Source organism: Chryseobacterium sp. Chry.R1 (genome assembly GCF_039645525.1).
Lineage (GTDB): Bacteria > Bacteroidota > Bacteroidia > Flavobacteriales > Weeksellaceae > Chryseobacterium > Chryseobacterium proteolyticum.
Genome location: NZ_CP151793.1, coordinates 2,900,243 through 2,916,700, shown reverse-complemented (window position 1 = coordinate 2,916,700; position 16,458 = coordinate 2,900,243). Strand labels below are relative to the sequence as shown.

Sequence of the window (16,458 nt, the reverse complement as noted above, 5' to 3'; positions counted from 1 at the left end):
AGTATTTTCACTTCAATCAGGGCTATTGTTTTGCTCACTGTTACCGATATTAGTTTTAAGAACTATTTTATGCTTTCACAATTTATCTTCAATTAATTTTCTATTTTTGATAGATTAATAATTTGATATCAGATGAAAAAACTTTCATATTCACTTTTACTTGCATCAGGACTTGCTTTTGGACAATTCTTCGAAAAAACGGAAACATTTACAAAGCAGGACACTTTAAAAGGTTCTAACACCAAATTCCGGAACTTTTGGGATGTAAAAAGATATGATCTTTCCGTAGAACCGGATTTTGATCAGAAAAGCATTAAAGGAACCAACAAGATCAGTTTTGAAATCATCAAAGATGTCACCAACCCTACTTTCCAGATCGATCTTCAAAAACCTATGAAAGCCGATAAAGTGGAGGCCAGCTTTCCGATTGCCGACACCAAACAGGATGGGGATTTCATTTTCATCACCACAAATAAAAACTTCAAAAAAGGCGAAAAATACACCATTGATATCACCTATTCCGGAAATCCTGTGATTGCCAAAAAAGCACCCTGGGATGGAGGCTGGGTTTTTACCAAGGATGAAAAAGGAAATCCTTGGATGAGCGTTGCTGATGAAGGCATAGGGGTTTCTGTATGGCTTCCTACAAAGGATATATGGAGTGACGAGCCGGATAATGGCATTACTATGAAAATCATTGCTCCCAAAGGTCTTGTTGGGGTTGGAAACGGACGTTTAATCGATAAAAAAGCGGACGGAGATAAAACCATATATACTTGGGAAGTTAAAAACCCGATCAACGGCTATTCCATTATTCCTAATATTGGAAAATACGTCAATTTTAAAGATACTTTTAACGGGGAAAAAGGGAAATTGGATCTGGATTATTGGGTATTGGATTACAATCTAGAAAAAGCAAAAAAGCAATTCCAGCAGGTAAAACCAATGCTATCCGCTTTTGAGTACTGGTTTGGTCCGTATCCTTTTTATGAGGATTCTTATAAACTCGTGGATTCTCCGTATCTGGGGATGGAACATCAGAGTAGCGTAGCTTATGGTAATCAATATATGAACGGATATCTGGGACGGGATCTGTCCGGTACGGGAGTGGGATTGAAATGGGATTTTATCATTATCCATGAAAGCGGACATGAATGGTTTGCCAATAATATCACCGCAAAAGATCAGGCTGACATGTGGATCCATGAAAGTTTTACCAATTATTCGGAAGTTCTTTTTACAGAAAAATACCTGGATAAAAAATCAGCAGATATATATGCCATCGGAATACGCAATATCATAAGCAATGACATCCCGATTATCGGTAAATACGGAGTTCGAAATGAAGGAAGCGGTGACATGTACCCTAAAGGTGCCAGCATGATCCACACGATCAGACAGGTTATCAACAATGATGATAAGTTCAGACAGATCCTAAGAGGTCTTAATAAGGAATTCTACCACCAGACGGTAACTACTCAGCAAATTGAAAACTACATCAATTCGAAATCAGGCATTGACTTTTCCAGTGTATTCAACCAGTATTTGAGAACTATTAAAGTTCCGACACTGGAATACTCTCAAAAAGGAGAAGCATTGAAGTTCAGATACACCAATGTTGTTAAGAACTTCAAGCTTCCTATCAGAATTGACGGAGAGCAAACTATAAATCCAACAGAGGTATGGCAAACGGTAAAATTGAAAAAAGGTACTCCTGTTGAGTTTAATAAAAATTATTACGTGAATTATAAGAAGGTACAATAAGCGAAAAGGCTGATAGAGTAAATAGCTAATTTGCAAATTCGCTTTTTCGCCCTTCTGCATTTCAGCGCTTTCTTCATTTTAAGAAAAGTTTAATACCACAATGGAATCTTATTTGTAACAAAATCATTTTTAGAACAACTACTTAACTATAAATTCTAATCAATGAAAAAAATAGCACTAAGCTTAGGTATATTAGCCACTGTTCTGGCCAATGCCCAGTCTATTAAAACCAATATTGACCTGGTGAATGTAAAAGACGATAAGGTGGTGGTAACAATGGAATTTCCTAAAATGAAATCCGGCAATGTAAAATTCCATTTTCCTAAAACAGTTCCCGGAACTTATTCCGTGGATGACTACGGAAGATTTATAGAAGGTATCAAATTCTTCGATAACAAAGGAAGAGAGCTGGCCTACACGAAAGTGGATGACAATTCCTATGCACTTAAAAATGCTCAGTTTTTATCAAAGGTAACTTATCTGGTCAATGACAGTTTTGATGATGAATTGAATACTGAAAAACACAAAGCGGTATTTTCTCCGTCTGGAACTGATATTGAAGCTGGAAAAGTATATTTAATCAATACCCATGGGTTTATAGGATATATAGATGATATGCAGGATGTTCCTTACCAGTTGGTCATTCAGAAGCCCGCTGATTTCTATGGAACCACCGCCCTCGTAGATCAGGATAAATCAGAAGCTACAGACACTTTTACGCTGGCTAACTATGCAAAAGTGACAGATTCTCCGTTAATGTACACCAAACCGGATTATATTACTTTTAATGCAGGCGGTATGGATCTGGTTTTAGGCGTTTATTCTCCGACAGGAAAGTATAAAGCAGCTGACTTTAAAACCAACCTTGAAAAAATGGTCGTTGCCCAAAAGAAATTCCTGGGTGATATGAATACCAATAAAAAGTATGCGATCATGCTTTACCTTTCAGGTGGAGAAGGACCCCAGATTAAAGGTTTCGGGGCATTGGAACACCATGAGTCTACAAGTGTTGTATTACCGGAGGCCATGCCTAAAGAAGCTATCGATCAAACCATTACCGATGTTGTTTCACACGAATTCTTCCATACGGTAAACCCACTGAAAACCCACTCTGAAGAAATTCATTACTTCAATTATGCAGATCCTAAAATGTCTCAACATCTATGGATGTATGAGGGAGGAACAGAGTATTTCGCAAATTTATTCCAAATCCAGGAAGGATTGATCAACAAGGATGAATTCCTGAAGAGAATAGGTGAAAAAATCACCAATTCTAAGAACTATGACGACACAATGCCGTTTACCGTAATGAGTAAAAATGTTCTTGTAGAGCCTTACAAGGATCAGTACAGAAATGTTTACGAAAAGGGAGCCTTACTGGCGATGTGTATGGATATTGAGCTTAGAAAATTATCCAACGGTGAGATGGGGTATCGTGATATGATCAGAAAATTATCACAGAGATTTGGTGAAAACAAACCGTTTAAGGACGACAAACTGATCGATGAACTGGTAACTGTTACCGGCTACCCGCAAGTTAAAGATTTTTACAACAAATATATTGCAGGAAATCAGCCAACACCTTATGCTGACTATTTAAACCAGGTAGGTGTGGAAATAACAAAACAGGAAACTCCACCAATCTTCTGGTTTATTAAAGACCCAAACCAAACAGGATTTAACGAGAAAAACAATACTTTCATTTTTGATGAAAACTCTCCTTTATCTCCTTTTGCGAAGAGCATTGGTTTTAAAATTACGGATGAGATCTATGCAATAGACGGAAAAACTATTGATGTGAAAAATATACAGGCATTTATCAATTATACCAAAACCATCAAAGAAGGACAACCCGTGACAGTAACAGTTCTTAGAAAAAATGGAGATAAGACTGATAAAATAGAGCTGAAAGGAAAAGCAATCCTTGATAAGTTAACTATGGAAACGCTTAAATACAAAGCCAATCCTACACCGGCAGAACAAAAACTGCAGGATCAGTGGTTAACAGGAAAGAAATAATAAACAATACTTAATGAAAAAGCGGGGATTGTTCCCCGCTTTTTTTATTTTTACAGACTTTCTTATCCTTTCTTAATTGTTATCCTAAAAGTAGTCCCCTTGCCCAATTCTGTTTGTGAAATCTTTATGTCACCGTTATGGTATTCCTGCACTACCCTTTTTGCAAGCGACAATCCTAATCCCCAACCCCGCTTCTTTGTTGAATAGCCCGGTTTAAACGCATTTCTTGCCTGCTGCTTTGTCATGCCGCTACCCGTATCTTTCACTTCTACCAGGATATTTTTATTTCTTTCAAATACGGACATTTGCAAAGATCCTTCCCCTTTCATAGCATCTACGGCATTTTTCACCAGATTTTCAATAACCCAGCTCATCAGGATCTTATTATGCGGAACCAGAATAGTATATGTCGGTAGCTGCAGGGTAAAACTTATCTTACTTGAAATCCTGGATTTTAAATATTCATAATTCTCCTGAATCATCTGATTAAAATTCATATCATTAAGCTCCGGCACAGATCCGATTTTTGAAAATCGTTCAGAAATGGTTCTCAGTCTCTCAATATCCTTTTCTATCTCTTCAATTCCTTCAGAATCCGGATTTTCCAGTTTCATAATCTCCATCCATCCTATCATGGATGAAAGCGGAGTTCCGATCTGGTGTGCGGTTTCCTTCGCCAGACCTGCCCATACATACCCTTCATCCGTTTTTTTAATCGTCCTCAGAAACCAGAATGAAAATAACAGGTAGGATAGGATAAATAGCCCTAAGAAATAAGGATAGTAACGCAAATTGTTAAGCAATGAAGAGTTATCATAAAATACAAACTGCTTATCACCGTTTGCCACTTCAATCTCAAATGGAGCATAATTATTTTCCATTTTTGAGATTAGCTTTTTTAGTTCTCCGGGATTTTCAAGAATTTCTTTGGCAATATTTCTTGAACTCCCTTCAAATATAAAAGGTTCTTTATTTTCATTCGTCAAAATTGATGGAATCTGATCATTCTCCGTTAATATCGCAAACAAAAGCTCCTGGGTCTCAGAACTTTTCTGCTTATTGTCCTGGAGAATCTTTATCGCAGTAGCGAAAACCTTAATTCTTTCAGCCTCTTTTTCCCTTAAATTTTTAATGAGAATATTAGATGAAACAATCAAAGCAATAACAATCACGGTAAGTAACGTAAATACAAACCAGTTATTGATTCTCGATAAAAACGGACGATTCTTCATACCTTTTTTATTTTAAAATATTCAGAATTTTTTGTAATTCCGTATTTCCGCTTCCCTGATAATTATTGATGATAATGGAGAATACATATTTTTTTCCATCCTTTGCCGTTTGATATCCCGCAAAAGATTTTGTATCCCTCATAGTTCCGCTTTTCATTTTCATCCCGTTTTCCTGCGTTGGGAATCCGTCATAATAGGCATCAAACCATGGTTGCTTTTTAGCATACAAGAGAGCCTGTACCTCTGCTTTTGCCGATACATAGTTCTGAGGAGAAAGCCCGCTACCGTCTGCAAAATTGATCATATTCGGATTAATCCCATTGGATTTCCAGAACTCTTTAAGATAGGCAACTCCGCTTTTAAAGCTTGAATTTCCCTTTTTCTCTTTCCCCAGCGTCTTAATAAGAGTTTCTCCATACAGATTAATACTCTTTCTTAGAAACCAGTATATAATCTTATCTAACGTCGGTGATTGATACGTAAGAAATATATTTTTCTTAGGAACTTCAAATATCTGTTTCCCCTCAATTTCGAGTTGGGAATTCGTAATAACCTTCCCTGAAAAGCTAATTCCGGCTTCCTTAAGCCACTGTTTTACTTCTACTCCCAATTGTAAAGGAGGATTTGGAGTTGATCCTGAAACAGTAACCGTTTTACCGGCAGGTAAAGTTCCGTTAATCAATGCCACATCCGAGTGTGGTGCCGTGAAAATAAGGCTCTGATCCGAACTTCCACCGGCTTTCAGGTCATTTAACCATTGAACTCCTTCCAGCGGATATGAAAAGCTTTTAAAAGTAGTGCCGTTGATGTTGATATCAAACTGGTTCTCTCTCCAGTTGATCCCCCAAACTCCGGCGCCGTAATAATTCCCCAGATCATCCCAGGGCCAGCCCCCGGGAATCGTCTGATGGTCAAAATATGAATCATCGATCACCAGGTCTCCGTTAACCTTTGCAATTCCCTGCGTTTTGATTGCTTCGATAAGCTTTTTCTTAAAATTTTCAGGTTTGTATGCTTCGTATCTCCAGCTTCCCAGAGTAGGATCACCATTAGAACTGATCAATAGGTTTCCGTTAAGAACATCTTTTGAAATCGTACCCGAATAACCGGCTGTTGTTTTAAAAGTATAATTTTTCCCTAATGTTTCCAATGCTGCCCCAGCCGTAAATATTTTCTGCGTGGAAGCAGTCGAAAGTCCTTTATTTCCCTGATAATCGTAAATCAAACGCCCGTTTTCATCGGTTACATAAAACGATAAACTGGATGCTATTCCTCCTGAAGAATTCATAAGATCATTTGTAGCATCGTCTAATTTTTGAGCGATATCCTGAGCAAAAACTATTTGTGTAGATAATATAAGAACACCAAGTGTTTTTTTCATTGCATCATTGTTATGGTGATTGATTATTTCGCAACTTATGTTGACTATATCATTGCTGAATAGTCCATTCTTTATTCAAATATAAAAAAAGATAGTGGGATCAGATTAATGAGCTTCCTGCCTCAATTTCATAGGGTGCCCTTCCCTTCTCAAAAATCCTTGTCAGTTCGCTTCCTTCAACCGTTATATTTCCACCAATTCTCCTGATCCAGTTTCCTTCACGCAACCCGATTACCTTTAAATCATTTTGGGTTAGAAATTCAAGAATTCTGGTTTCCCGGGTTTCGCCGTTATGTTTTAATTCCGGATTTGGATCCAGATAGTGAGGGTTCAGATTAAAAGGGACCAAGCCCATACAATCAAAACTTGGAGGATAAACGATAGGCATATCATTCGTTGTTTTCATATTTTGTCCTCCGATATTGCTTCCCGCGCTGCATCCTAAATAAGGCTTACCTTGTTCTATATTATTCTTTAAAACCGACATCAGATTTTCCTCATGTAAAGTTTTAACCAATAAAAATGTATTTCCACCTCCTGTAAAATATCCTTTCGCATTATATAAAGCAGCGGCTTTATCGTCAAATTCATGAAGGCCTTTTACTTTAATACCTATTGTTTCAAAAAAAGAACGGGCTTTTGCCGTATAATCGTCATGGGATATCCCTCCAGGCCTTGCATAAGGAACAAAGATGATTTCATCAACACCCTTATATAATTGTATTAATTCTTCTCTTAAATATTCCAGGTATTCGCCACCGAAAATGGCTGATGTCGAAGCTAATATGATATTCATACAATGAAATTATTGTGGTTATAAAACTAGTTGAAGTACAAAGATAACTGAAACCACAACGAATCAAAAATTAAGCTAAAAAAAATAGCTGTATCCGTTAATATTTTCTAAAAAAACTTAAAGCCTCTAAAATTTAGCCATTTATGGAATTATTATTGAATTTCAAAATGTAGAATTATAAAATATAAGATTATGAAAATCGTTAAAATTAATATCAAAAATCTATTTTTAGGTTTATTATTTGTAGGAGGAATGAGTTTGGTTAATGCACAGGTAGATAGCACCAAAACAACAGCCAATACAGCTGCAACAACTCAAGCTGGAGATTCCAGTATTGAGGGTCTTAAAAAACAAATTGAAGCCAATCCAAAGGATACAGAATCGTTAGCTAAATTAGCTGCAGCTTATCAGGATGCTTCAGATTGGACCAATGCAGTGGCGACTTGGAAAAAGATATCTGTTTTATTACCCGATTGGGCTCCGGCATATTACAGCCAGGCTTACGCATATCAGGCTGCTAAAGATGATGCCAATGCTAAAATTGCTTATGAAAAGTATATAGCAACTGTAAAACCTGAGGAAGTAGAGCAAAACAAGAAAAACCTTGCGTATGCTTATTTCTATCTGGCCTTTTCAGAACAGCAGAGCGACCGTAATAAAGCAAAAGAACATATAGCTAAGTCGTTACAGTATGACCCCACCAATCAGGATGCTTTAAAACTTAGCAAAACCTTAAATTCATAAAAAATAAAATCCGGAAAATTTCCGGATTTTTTATTTCTGTATTTTATTTGATCATTTTACCGAAGAAATCGGTTTCTCCTTTCAGGTGTCTTATAATTTTATCAATGTTTCTTTCAATGCTTGCCTCGGTTTTAAGGTTATTGATATAACGGACCAATTCCAGCTTTCTTGAAGGGATTAAACTTTCAAAATTACGCAGGGTAACAGGATCTTCCCTGATCGCCTGGTCAAGTTTAGGATGAATAACAATACTCCTGTCCGAGCTATCATATTCTATTGAAACTTCTATTATCTCACCAATTCTTTTGGGAGAATTCTTTAACATGACAAGATTTATATACAATCTCCATTCTCCGAGATACTTCATTAAATTCTGCTTATATTCCACACCATTCACTGTTCCTTTCACAGGAATAGGGCTCTTATCTCTTCCTGAAACTTCAAAAATTGTTTTTAATATTTCTTCAGGAATGAAAACAAAAGGATTAATTCCTATAATTTCAAGCCGTGCTGTAAACAGATTATTTTCCATATATCACAAATTTAGAAAATAGTTTAATAGGATAAAATAGTAGACAATCAATAGATATCCGACAGACTATTTATGTTTTCCAACCTCTAACTTCTAACCTCTAATATCTAATATCTAATATCTACCTTCCAGTCTCAAACCAACAAAACAGCAACTAAGTTTTCCACTCGCAAAGTATTCCTTATCTTTGCAGGAATAAATCTATGTAACAAAATGAAATTTTTTATTGACACTGCTAATTTAGAGCAAATTAAGGAAGCTAAAGATCTTGGAATTTTAGATGGTGTAACCACTAACCCTTCATTAATGGCTAAAGAAGGTATCCAGGGAGCTGAAGCAATCAAGAACCACTACAAAACGATCTGTGAAATTGTAGATGGTGATATTTCTGCAGAAGTACTTTCTACAACATATGAGGAAATGATCAAAGAAGGAGATGAATTGGCAGCAATCCATCCAAACATTGTGGTAAAAATTCCGATGATTAAAGATGGTATCAAAGCATTAAAATATTTTTCGGACAAAGGGATCAAGACGAACTGTACATTGATTTTCTCTCCGGGACAGGCTCTTTTAGCAGCAAAAGCAGGAGCAACTTATGTTTCTCCATTCCTGGGAAGACTAGATGATATTTCTACGGACGGGCTTAACCTTATCCAGGAGATTCGTTTGATTTTTGACAACTATATGTACGAAACTGAGATTTTAGCAGCATCTATCCGTCATTCTATGCACATTATTGATTGTGCTAAAATCGGTGCTGACGTGATCACTTCGCCACTGGCTCCAATCTTAAGCCTGTTAAAGCACCCGCTTACAGACAGTGGATTAGCTCAGTTTATTGCAGATTCTCAGAAATTGGCTTAACAGCTTAACCATATTGCATAAAAAATCCCGAAATGAATTCGGGATTTTTTATTTTATTTATAAAGATCAGGCTCTATTTTATTATTGTTATTTTTCATTTCTTCTCTCGCCCTTTTCTCTATATTCCTGTACATTTCATTCATATCAATGTCTTTCCCATCCTTATTTTTCATTCTTACGACAGCTCCGGCCGGAAGTGTGCTCATTGTTTGCTTCATGTCCTTTGTGGGATCTGCCTGATAATCTTTCCAGGCTTTTTTAAACTGTTTTTTTGTTACTTCGATATCTTTGCCCCCCAAACCGATCATGGTTACTCCCGGCATTTGTATGTCTTCGTCCTGGCTTAAGTTTGTCTTTTTATTTCCAATCAAAGTCATTATATGCGAACCTGTTTTGTCTTCAAGCTTCACAATTAAACCGGGCAATCCATAGAATTTATAAGGTCCGTCCTGAAAAGGGATATCGGTACTAAACCAGGCAGTCCATTCTCTGCCTCCATAGGTTGTTGTTGCTTTTTGGGTGTTATACTCTCCTATTTTTTGTTTTTCAGAAAGAATCTTCCATTCAGGTTTTTGATCTTCTGCTATTTTATAGATTGTGTTCCCTATTTTTTCTGAAAGTACAACCTTATAGTCGGGATATGTTTTGGTAACGCTTGTAGCAATCACACCCGGTTTCATATTTTTTTTGATATTAATACTTTCTCCAAAACCGCCTTTCATTTGCTTTGCGATATCCGCTTTTGTTGTAGAGTCGGAGACAAATTTTTCACGGCTGTAATATTTTGAGCCATTTTTATCAATATCCAGGAGCATTACATCACTTTTTATATCCGCTCTGTTGGTGGAATCCGAGATATATTTATAATCATAATAAAACCTGTTTGCCTGGGCATGAGTAAGTATACTCAAAAGTAAAAAAAGTAAAATATTATTTTTCATAGGTTATTGAGACATAAAAAAGCTTTGCCAATTCTGGATTGACAAAGCCAATTGGAACTTTATTATTTTGTCTGAATTCTTATCTCTCCTGAAGGATCTCCGTCTTTTGTGCGTTTATTCACATTCATACTTTTAATATCCTTTGGATTAATAGCATCAAATTCTTTTCTGGTGACCTCTACTCCGTTAATGTATAATTTCATGTTACCGTAATTATTAGCGGATCCGTTTACTCTTGGAACTGTAAAAGTATTTACATCTTTAAAATTAGAGTTCAGCCTCACTGTCACCGGATTATCCGAATCGCTAAAACTGGATGTATACACATAAACTCTTCTATTGTTGCCATCCAATGCTCTTCTTTCTGCATCCAGCTTCATTCTTTCTGCATCAAGTTTAGCTCTTTTTTCGTTAAGCCTGGCACGCTTTCTATCGAGTTTCGCTCGTTTCGCAGCCGTTTCCATAGCTCCTTTTGCATTCTCGGAAGCCTTGGCAAGTTCTGCTGCATCCCATTTCATATCCTTAATTTCACTGAACTTGAATGCTTTCATTCGAGGAGCTGTCGGAGGAACCGGAGGCGTTGGCATATCCTGGAAATCGAAATTAATTTCAGGTATTTCAGGAATCTCAACGTTCATATTCTTGAGCTCTTTCACTTTATTCTTCCATTCATCGGATTTGAAAAAGTCATTAATTCTTTTAATTTCATTTCCATTAATGGTATAAGCCATTCTGAAATCATCGGAACTTGTAATTTTTCCCATTTCAGCTGACAGATCATTAAGCTCATCTACATTCTTCTGGAACTCTTTACTTTCCGGCTTAAGGCTTTTCAGAGCCATACTTTTTTCCTGGATTTTCTTTCCAAGATCTTTTAATTTCTCTGTTTCTTTTTTTCTTAACAGCTTTTGTTGTGAATCATCAATTTTACCGATTTTGGCAGGAATGGTGTCTTTTATGATGGAAGTTACATTCTGAATTTTGGCTTCAGGCTGTTCTTCCATTCTGGATACTGCTTCCCGGATCGCTATGTTGGTTTCTTTGATCTCTTTATTCTTCGCATTTACCATATAGGCAAAAGCCACTGTAAATAAAACCGGTAATGCAAAAATCCTTCGCGCATACCCGAATTTGGTTTTGGGTTTTTGTAACATTTTTAGACGTTTTTTTAAATTTGAACTTAAAAACGGACTGGTTGCAGGTAACTGTGTTCCGGAAAAGTGACTTGCTAAAAGCATCTGCGCAAATGCTTTTGTGTCCGATTGTTTGACGGCTTTTTTATCAGCCAGGTATTCATGGATAAGACCGAGTTCTTTTTTCATCATATAAAAGAACGGATTGAACCAGAAAACTGAAGTAATCACTTCGATAAAAATTTTATCAAAGGAATGCTTCTGTTCAATATGTACCATCTCATGCTTTAAGATCTGTTTCCCAATATCAGAATTCAACTGTATTGAATTCTTCCAGAATAGATTTTTAAAGTATGAAAACGGTGCTTCAGTAAGGTTTGTATGGTAAAAATTTATACCATCAAAACTCTCTTTTTGAAATTTCTTTTTAAGCTGTTGGATCCTGATGATCCCATAGATAAACCTTCCTAAAAAATAGAAAGAAACCAGTCCCAAAGCTGAAAAAATAATTCTAAAATAAATGTGGTCATTGCTTATGTTTTTATGTGAATTAAAATTCTGTAATTTATTGAGCAGCACATACACCTCATTATTCACTTCTATAGTAAAATCATCAACCCTCATAAGAGGTAATAACAATGAAAGTAATATAGCCGATAACAGATAGAATCTGTTATAATGATGAAATGTCTTGTCCTTTAAAGACAACTGATAATACAAAAATGTTACACCAGAACATACAATTACTTTCCCAAAGTATAGAAGTAGAGTTTCCATATCAGTTTTTCTTTTTGAGTTCGTTGAGCAGCATTTCAAGATCTTCTACCGTCATTTCATTTTTTTCTACCAAAAAAGAGACTGCACTTTTATAAGATCCTTTGAAATAATTTTTTACAAGACTTTTCATCGTCTTTCCCGAATACTGTTCCTTTGTGATCAGTGCAAAATATTCATGCTGTCTGCCATAAACATTATAATCAACAAATTCCTTATCCTTTAATACTTTTAGAATAGTTGAAACAGTATTTGTGTGAGGTTTGGGTTCAGGAAACAAATCAAGAATATCCTTGAGGAATCCTTTTTCTATTTTCCATAAATACTGCATTACCTGTTCTTCTGCTTTTGTTAAAGTCTGAATTATCATATCCTGTTCATTTATCTTGAATGATATATCGTCGCTAAATTCTATATCACTATTTAATTAGTTATACAAATGTAGAAATAAATTACATTCAAACAACTATTTTTTTAGTGATAAATAGAATAAGCGCCTAACTAATTGATATTCAACATAATATTTTTTATTAAAATATGTTAAATTTATAAGTAGTAATCAAATTCCACTGAATTATCAATAGAAAATTCTTTAATTACAATATAAATTCTTAAAACTTGTTAATTTTTATTAAATAAAATTAAAATGAATATGCTTAAACTGGGAAAATATATTTATTTTAGTGCTTTAAAAATTTCTCATGAAAAGATATAATTTACTGATTGTACTATTACTACTTATTTTTAACATTACTAATGCTCAAAAGAAAGGTTCGCCTGCTGCAGATTTCAGCGCTTTAAAGGAAGCAAAAACTAAAATTGAAAATACAGTTCCTGCGGTTATCGGACATTTACAAGCGATCGCTACCAAAGAAGGAGACAATAATATTCTTACCAACGGAAAAGCAGCACTGGGAAAAGAATATGGTATTTTAGAATCTGAATGGTACTTATACAGAGGAAATATGAACAACTGCATTTTAAATAATTCTTCAAAGAAAGCTAAAAAGTGCATGGAATACCACACCCAATACCTGAGAAATACGCTTATCAACTATAAAAACTATATTACTTACCTCACAAAAAAGAATGGATATCTTGGAGTGGAAGGTGATACTAAAATTGATTTTAATCCTAGTGAAATCACTACAAAATTAAATGACGCTTATTTTAATGGTGATGATGCCTCCAACAGAATGAAAGGAAATCAAAAGAAAGAATTTCTGGGTCAGACAATGGCAGATGATCTTAAATTAAAACCTTATGCTGAACTAGCACAATAATATAATCCCGCTTTATGCGGGATTTTTTAACATAAAAAAGAGAATCACTTTGTGATTCTCTTTTGCTTTAGTAGCGGGAACCGGACTCGAACCGATGACCTTCGGGTTATGAGCCCGACGAGCTACCTACTGCTCCATCCCGCGGTATATTTTTAGAGTGTTTACCGAAAACACTTGCTTAGTAGCGGGAACCGGACTCGAACCGATGACCTTCGGGTTATGAGCCCGACGAGCTACCTACTGCTCCATCCCGCGGTGTATTTTTAGAGTGCTTACCGAAAGCACTTGCTTAGTAGCGGGAACCGGACTCGAACCGATGACCTTCGGGTTATGAGCCCGACGAGCTACCTACTGCTCCATCCCGCGATGTATTTTTTAGAGTGTTTACCGAAAACACTTACTTAGTAGCGGGAACCGGACTCGAACCGATGACCTTCGGGTTATGAGCCCGACGAGCTACCTACTGCTCCATCCCGCGATATTGGATTGCAAATGTACGACTTTTTTTTAAAATTCCTAATTTTTCTTTTAAATAAAGGAGTTTTATAAAAACTATACATTTATTTGTATCTTTGTTTTATGGCAAAAATATTAAAAATTTACCCTGACAATCCTCAGGAAAATCTTATTAATGAGGTGGTTAAAACCTTGAATAATGGTGGATTAATTATTTATCCTTCTGATACTATTTATGCATTGGGTTGTAATATTTTTGACATCAAAGCCATGGAAAAACTGGCTCAGATCAAAAAAATGAAGCTGGAAAAAGCCCAGTTTTCAATTATTTGTAACGACCTTAGTCACCTTTCGGATTTTACAAGACCCATTGATACTTCCGTATTTCGATTTTTAAAAAGCCACCTTCCCGGACCTTTTACATTCATTCTGGATGCCAACAAAAGTGTTCCTCTGGCTTATAAAGGACATAAAACAATAGGTATCCGTGTTCCAGACCACTCCATTCCTCAACTGATTGTTGAAAAATTGGGACATCCGATTGCTTCTACCTCTATCAGGGATGAAGATGAAGTGATCGAATACTCTACCGATCCGGAACTCATCGCTGAAAAATACGATCATCTGGTCGATATTGTCATTGATTCAGGATACGGAGACAATGTAGCTTCTACTATTGTAGATCTTACTTCCGGAGAACCTGAAGTAATCAGACAGGGAAAAGGGATTATATAAGCTTTCTAAATAGAAGTTAGAAATTAGAGGTTAGAGGTTAGGAAGAAACTAAAAATGGGATATATTTCCGGATTTCCCCAATAACGATTATTATCCAACATTAAATATATATTGTTTATTATATACCTCTCACTGAGGTTCTTATTATATTATTTTATGAAAATCATTACATCACCGGCTAAATTAATGAACGTAGAAAACTCAACTGACCTGTTGAGATCCACTACCCCGAAATTCATTGAAGAGGCAGAATTTATACAATCATTTTTAAAACATAAATCACCTAAGTATCTTTCCGAACTCATGGAGATCTCTCCTAAGCTGGCAGATGAAAACTGGGAAAGAAATCAAAACTGGAAAGCAAATCCAAAGCCTAAAGAATCTGCACCAGCTATGTTTGCGTTCACCGGAGAAGTATACAGAGGGCTGGATGCCAAAACCCTGGATAAAAGTGCCGTGGATTATCTGCAGAAAAATTACAGAATGCTTTCAGGTCTTTATGGCTTGTTAAAACCTTCTGATAAAGTCATGTTGTACCGACTTGAAATGGGCCGTCATTTTGAATTTGATCAATACAAAAATCTATATGAGTTCTGGAGAGAGAAAATTACAGATCAGCTGAACTCAGAAATGAAGAAAAATGAGATTCTGCTTCAACTGGCAAGTAATGAATATGGAAAAGTAATTGACCGGAAAAAACTGAACCATAAAGTAATTGATTTCGATTTTTATGAATTAAAGGACGGAAAATTAAAAACGATTGTTGTGTATACCAAACACGCCAGAGGTCTTGTTGTAAGATTCTGTGCTGAAACCAATGCCCAAACGCTGGACGATGTTAAAGCCTTTAATTATGAAGGTTATATGATCGACGAAGAAAAATCTACAGATACCAAATTGGTTTTTACAAGATAAATGACAATTTCAGAATTTAAAATCCATTTCAAAAAAGAGCTGAGTAATCTGTATTCAGCATCTGAAAGTGCTTTCCTGTTTTCTGTTTTTGTTGAAAAATTAATCGGATTTGATCAGTTCCAGCAAAGACGGTTTTCTCATCAGGAGTTGCTATCTGATGATGAAAAGGAGCTTCAGAAAATAACCGCAGAGCTAAAAACCGGTAAACCTTACCAACATATCCTAGGTGAAACGGAATTTTACGGGATGACATTTTTTGTGAACGAAAATGTTTTAATACCACGCCCCGAAACAGAAGAACTGCTTGAGATAGCCATTGATACAATCCAAAGTTCGTTTTCTGAACAGAAAGATCTTAAGATTCTTGATATTGGTACAGGAAGCGGAGTTATTCCTTTGGTTCTTAAAAAACATTTTCCGGATGCCGATGTTTCATCTATAGACTTTTCAGAAGCAGCTTTAGAAACAGCAAGAAGAAATGCTGTTTTTCATGAGCTGGATGTTCGTTTTATGTATGGTGACTATCTGAATTTTAAGCTTACTGAAAATTATGATGTCATTATTTCCAATCCTCCTTACATCGGGATTGAAGAAGAAGTTGAAATTGAAGACTCTGTGAAAGGATTTGAACCACAAATGGCGCTCTTCTCCCCTACTTCTGATGCTTTGATCTTCTACAGGAAAATCGCTGAAGATTCGAAAAAAAACCTGAACGGAAACGGATTGTTATTTTTAGAAATTAATCAAAAATTAGGATCCGAAACCCTGGAGCTTTATTCTTTCTTTTCGGAGGCTCATCTGGTAAAAGATTTGTCTGGAAATGACAGGTTTATAACGGGAAAAAGATAGGATTCCGGTATTTTCGATTAGTTCTGTATCTTTAGCT

15 protein-coding genes and 4 tRNA genes are annotated in these 16,458 nt (G+C 35.9%); 8 read left to right on the top strand and 11 right to left on the bottom strand.

The features are described from left to right. Positions 1-132 precede the first annotated feature (132 nt). Positions 133-1,764 carry a M1 family metallopeptidase gene (locus AAEU33_RS13175; protein WP_345987980.1) on the top strand — a complete coding sequence of 544 codons (1,632 nt, stop codon included), beginning with the start codon at positions 133-135 and terminating at the stop codon, positions 1,762-1,764. A 162-nt stretch (positions 1,765-1,926) separates the two neighbouring features. Beyond that, positions 1,927-3,783, top strand: a complete 1,857-nt coding sequence (locus tag AAEU33_RS13170) for a peptidase M61 (RefSeq protein ID WP_345987978.1) — start codon at positions 1,927-1,929, stop codon at positions 3,781-3,783. A 62-nt stretch (positions 3,784-3,845) separates the two neighbouring features. Here AAEU33_RS13170 and AAEU33_RS13165 read toward each other — a convergent pair whose 3' ends face one another. The 3 genes from AAEU33_RS13165 to pepE all read right to left on the bottom strand — a co-directional run bounded on the left by AAEU33_RS13165 (position 3,846) and on the right by pepE (position 7,192). Then, complete coding sequence (locus AAEU33_RS13165) at positions 3,846-5,015, bottom strand: HAMP domain-containing sensor histidine kinase (RefSeq protein WP_273648241.1); 1,170 nt, start codon at positions 5,013-5,015, stop codon at positions 3,846-3,848. A gap of 7 nt (positions 5,016-5,022) precedes the next feature. Next, the gene (gene dacB / locus AAEU33_RS13160) at positions 5,023-6,396 is read right to left on the bottom strand and encodes a D-alanyl-D-alanine carboxypeptidase/D-alanyl-D-alanine-endopeptidase (protein WP_345987977.1); all 1,374 of its coding nucleotides are present in this window, start codon (positions 6,394-6,396) and stop codon (positions 5,023-5,025) included. Positions 6,397-6,496: 100 nt separating this feature from the next. Further along, the gene (gene pepE / locus AAEU33_RS13155; protein WP_345987975.1) at positions 6,497-7,192 is read right to left on the bottom strand and encodes a dipeptidase PepE; all 696 of its coding nucleotides are present in this window, start codon (positions 7,190-7,192) and stop codon (positions 6,497-6,499) included. Positions 7,193-7,384: 192 nt separating this feature from the next. Here pepE and AAEU33_RS13150 point away from each other — a divergent pair, with 192 nt between their 5' ends. Continuing rightward, positions 7,385-7,936, top strand: a complete 552-nt coding sequence (locus AAEU33_RS13150) for a hypothetical protein (protein WP_306612601.1) — start codon at positions 7,385-7,387, stop codon at positions 7,934-7,936. A gap of 43 nt (positions 7,937-7,979) precedes the next feature. Here the strand turns inward: AAEU33_RS13150 and AAEU33_RS13145 are convergent, their stop codons facing one another. Beyond that, positions 7,980-8,468: a YdeI/OmpD-associated family protein gene (locus AAEU33_RS13145; RefSeq protein WP_345987973.1), complete on the bottom strand. Its 489-nt coding sequence runs from the start codon at positions 8,466-8,468 to the stop codon at positions 7,980-7,982. A gap of 213 nt (positions 8,469-8,681) precedes the next feature. Here AAEU33_RS13145 and fsa point away from each other — a divergent pair, with 213 nt between their 5' ends. After that, entirely contained in the window at positions 8,682-9,335 is a 654-nt protein-coding gene (fsa, locus tag AAEU33_RS13140; protein ID WP_172278659.1) for a fructose-6-phosphate aldolase, read from the top strand. 53 nt (positions 9,336-9,388) lie between these two features. Here the strand turns inward: fsa and AAEU33_RS13135 are convergent, their stop codons facing one another. From AAEU33_RS13135 to AAEU33_RS13125, 3 genes are all read right to left on the bottom strand, one after another. Further along, positions 9,389-10,276, bottom strand: a complete 888-nt coding sequence (locus AAEU33_RS13135; RefSeq protein ID WP_345987971.1) for a GLPGLI family protein — start codon at positions 10,274-10,276, stop codon at positions 9,389-9,391. Between the two features lie 62 nt (positions 10,277-10,338). Continuing rightward, positions 10,339-12,186 (bottom strand): M56 family metallopeptidase, encoded by a 1,848-nt coding sequence (locus AAEU33_RS13130; RefSeq protein WP_345987970.1) that lies wholly within the window; start codon positions 12,184-12,186, stop codon positions 10,339-10,341. Between the two features lies 1 nt (position 12,187). Then, positions 12,188-12,553, bottom strand: coding sequence for a BlaI/MecI/CopY family transcriptional regulator (locus AAEU33_RS13125; protein ID WP_172278665.1), 366 nt, complete (start codon positions 12,551-12,553; stop codon positions 12,188-12,190). 331 nt (positions 12,554-12,884) lie between these two features. On the opposite strand from AAEU33_RS13125, the gene AAEU33_RS13120 reads away from it, so the two are divergent. Beyond that, positions 12,885-13,466, top strand: coding sequence for a hypothetical protein (locus AAEU33_RS13120; protein WP_345987968.1), 582 nt, complete (start codon positions 12,885-12,887; stop codon positions 13,464-13,466). 71 nt (positions 13,467-13,537) lie between these two features. On the opposite strand, the gene AAEU33_RS13115 is transcribed toward AAEU33_RS13120, so the two are convergent. From AAEU33_RS13115 to AAEU33_RS13100, 4 genes are all read right to left on the bottom strand, one after another. Beyond that, positions 13,538-13,610: transfer RNA gene (locus tag AAEU33_RS13115), tRNA-Met, on the bottom strand. Between the two features lie 38 nt (positions 13,611-13,648). After that, a tRNA-Met gene (locus AAEU33_RS13110) sits at positions 13,649-13,721 on the bottom strand. A gap of 38 nt (positions 13,722-13,759) precedes the next feature. Next, positions 13,760-13,832: transfer RNA gene (locus AAEU33_RS13105), tRNA-Met, on the bottom strand. A 39-nt stretch (positions 13,833-13,871) separates the two neighbouring features. Then, positions 13,872-13,944: transfer RNA gene (locus tag AAEU33_RS13100), tRNA-Met, on the bottom strand. Between the two features lie 101 nt (positions 13,945-14,045). On the opposite strand from AAEU33_RS13100, the gene AAEU33_RS13095 reads away from it, so the two are divergent. The 3 genes from AAEU33_RS13095 to prmC all read left to right on the top strand — a co-directional run bounded on the left by AAEU33_RS13095 (position 14,046) and on the right by prmC (position 16,421). Next, positions 14,046-14,657, top strand: a complete 612-nt coding sequence (locus AAEU33_RS13095) for an L-threonylcarbamoyladenylate synthase (RefSeq protein ID WP_172278669.1) — start codon at positions 14,046-14,048, stop codon at positions 14,655-14,657. Between the two features lie 156 nt (positions 14,658-14,813). Then, positions 14,814-15,572, top strand: a complete 759-nt coding sequence (gene yaaA / locus AAEU33_RS13090; RefSeq protein WP_172278671.1) for a peroxide stress protein YaaA — start codon at positions 14,814-14,816, stop codon at positions 15,570-15,572. Further along, a complete protein-coding gene (prmC, locus tag AAEU33_RS13085) occupies positions 15,573-16,421 on the top strand; it encodes a peptide chain release factor N(5)-glutamine methyltransferase (protein ID WP_345987966.1) in 849 nt (282 codons plus the stop codon). Positions 16,422-16,458: the final 37 nt, after the last annotated feature.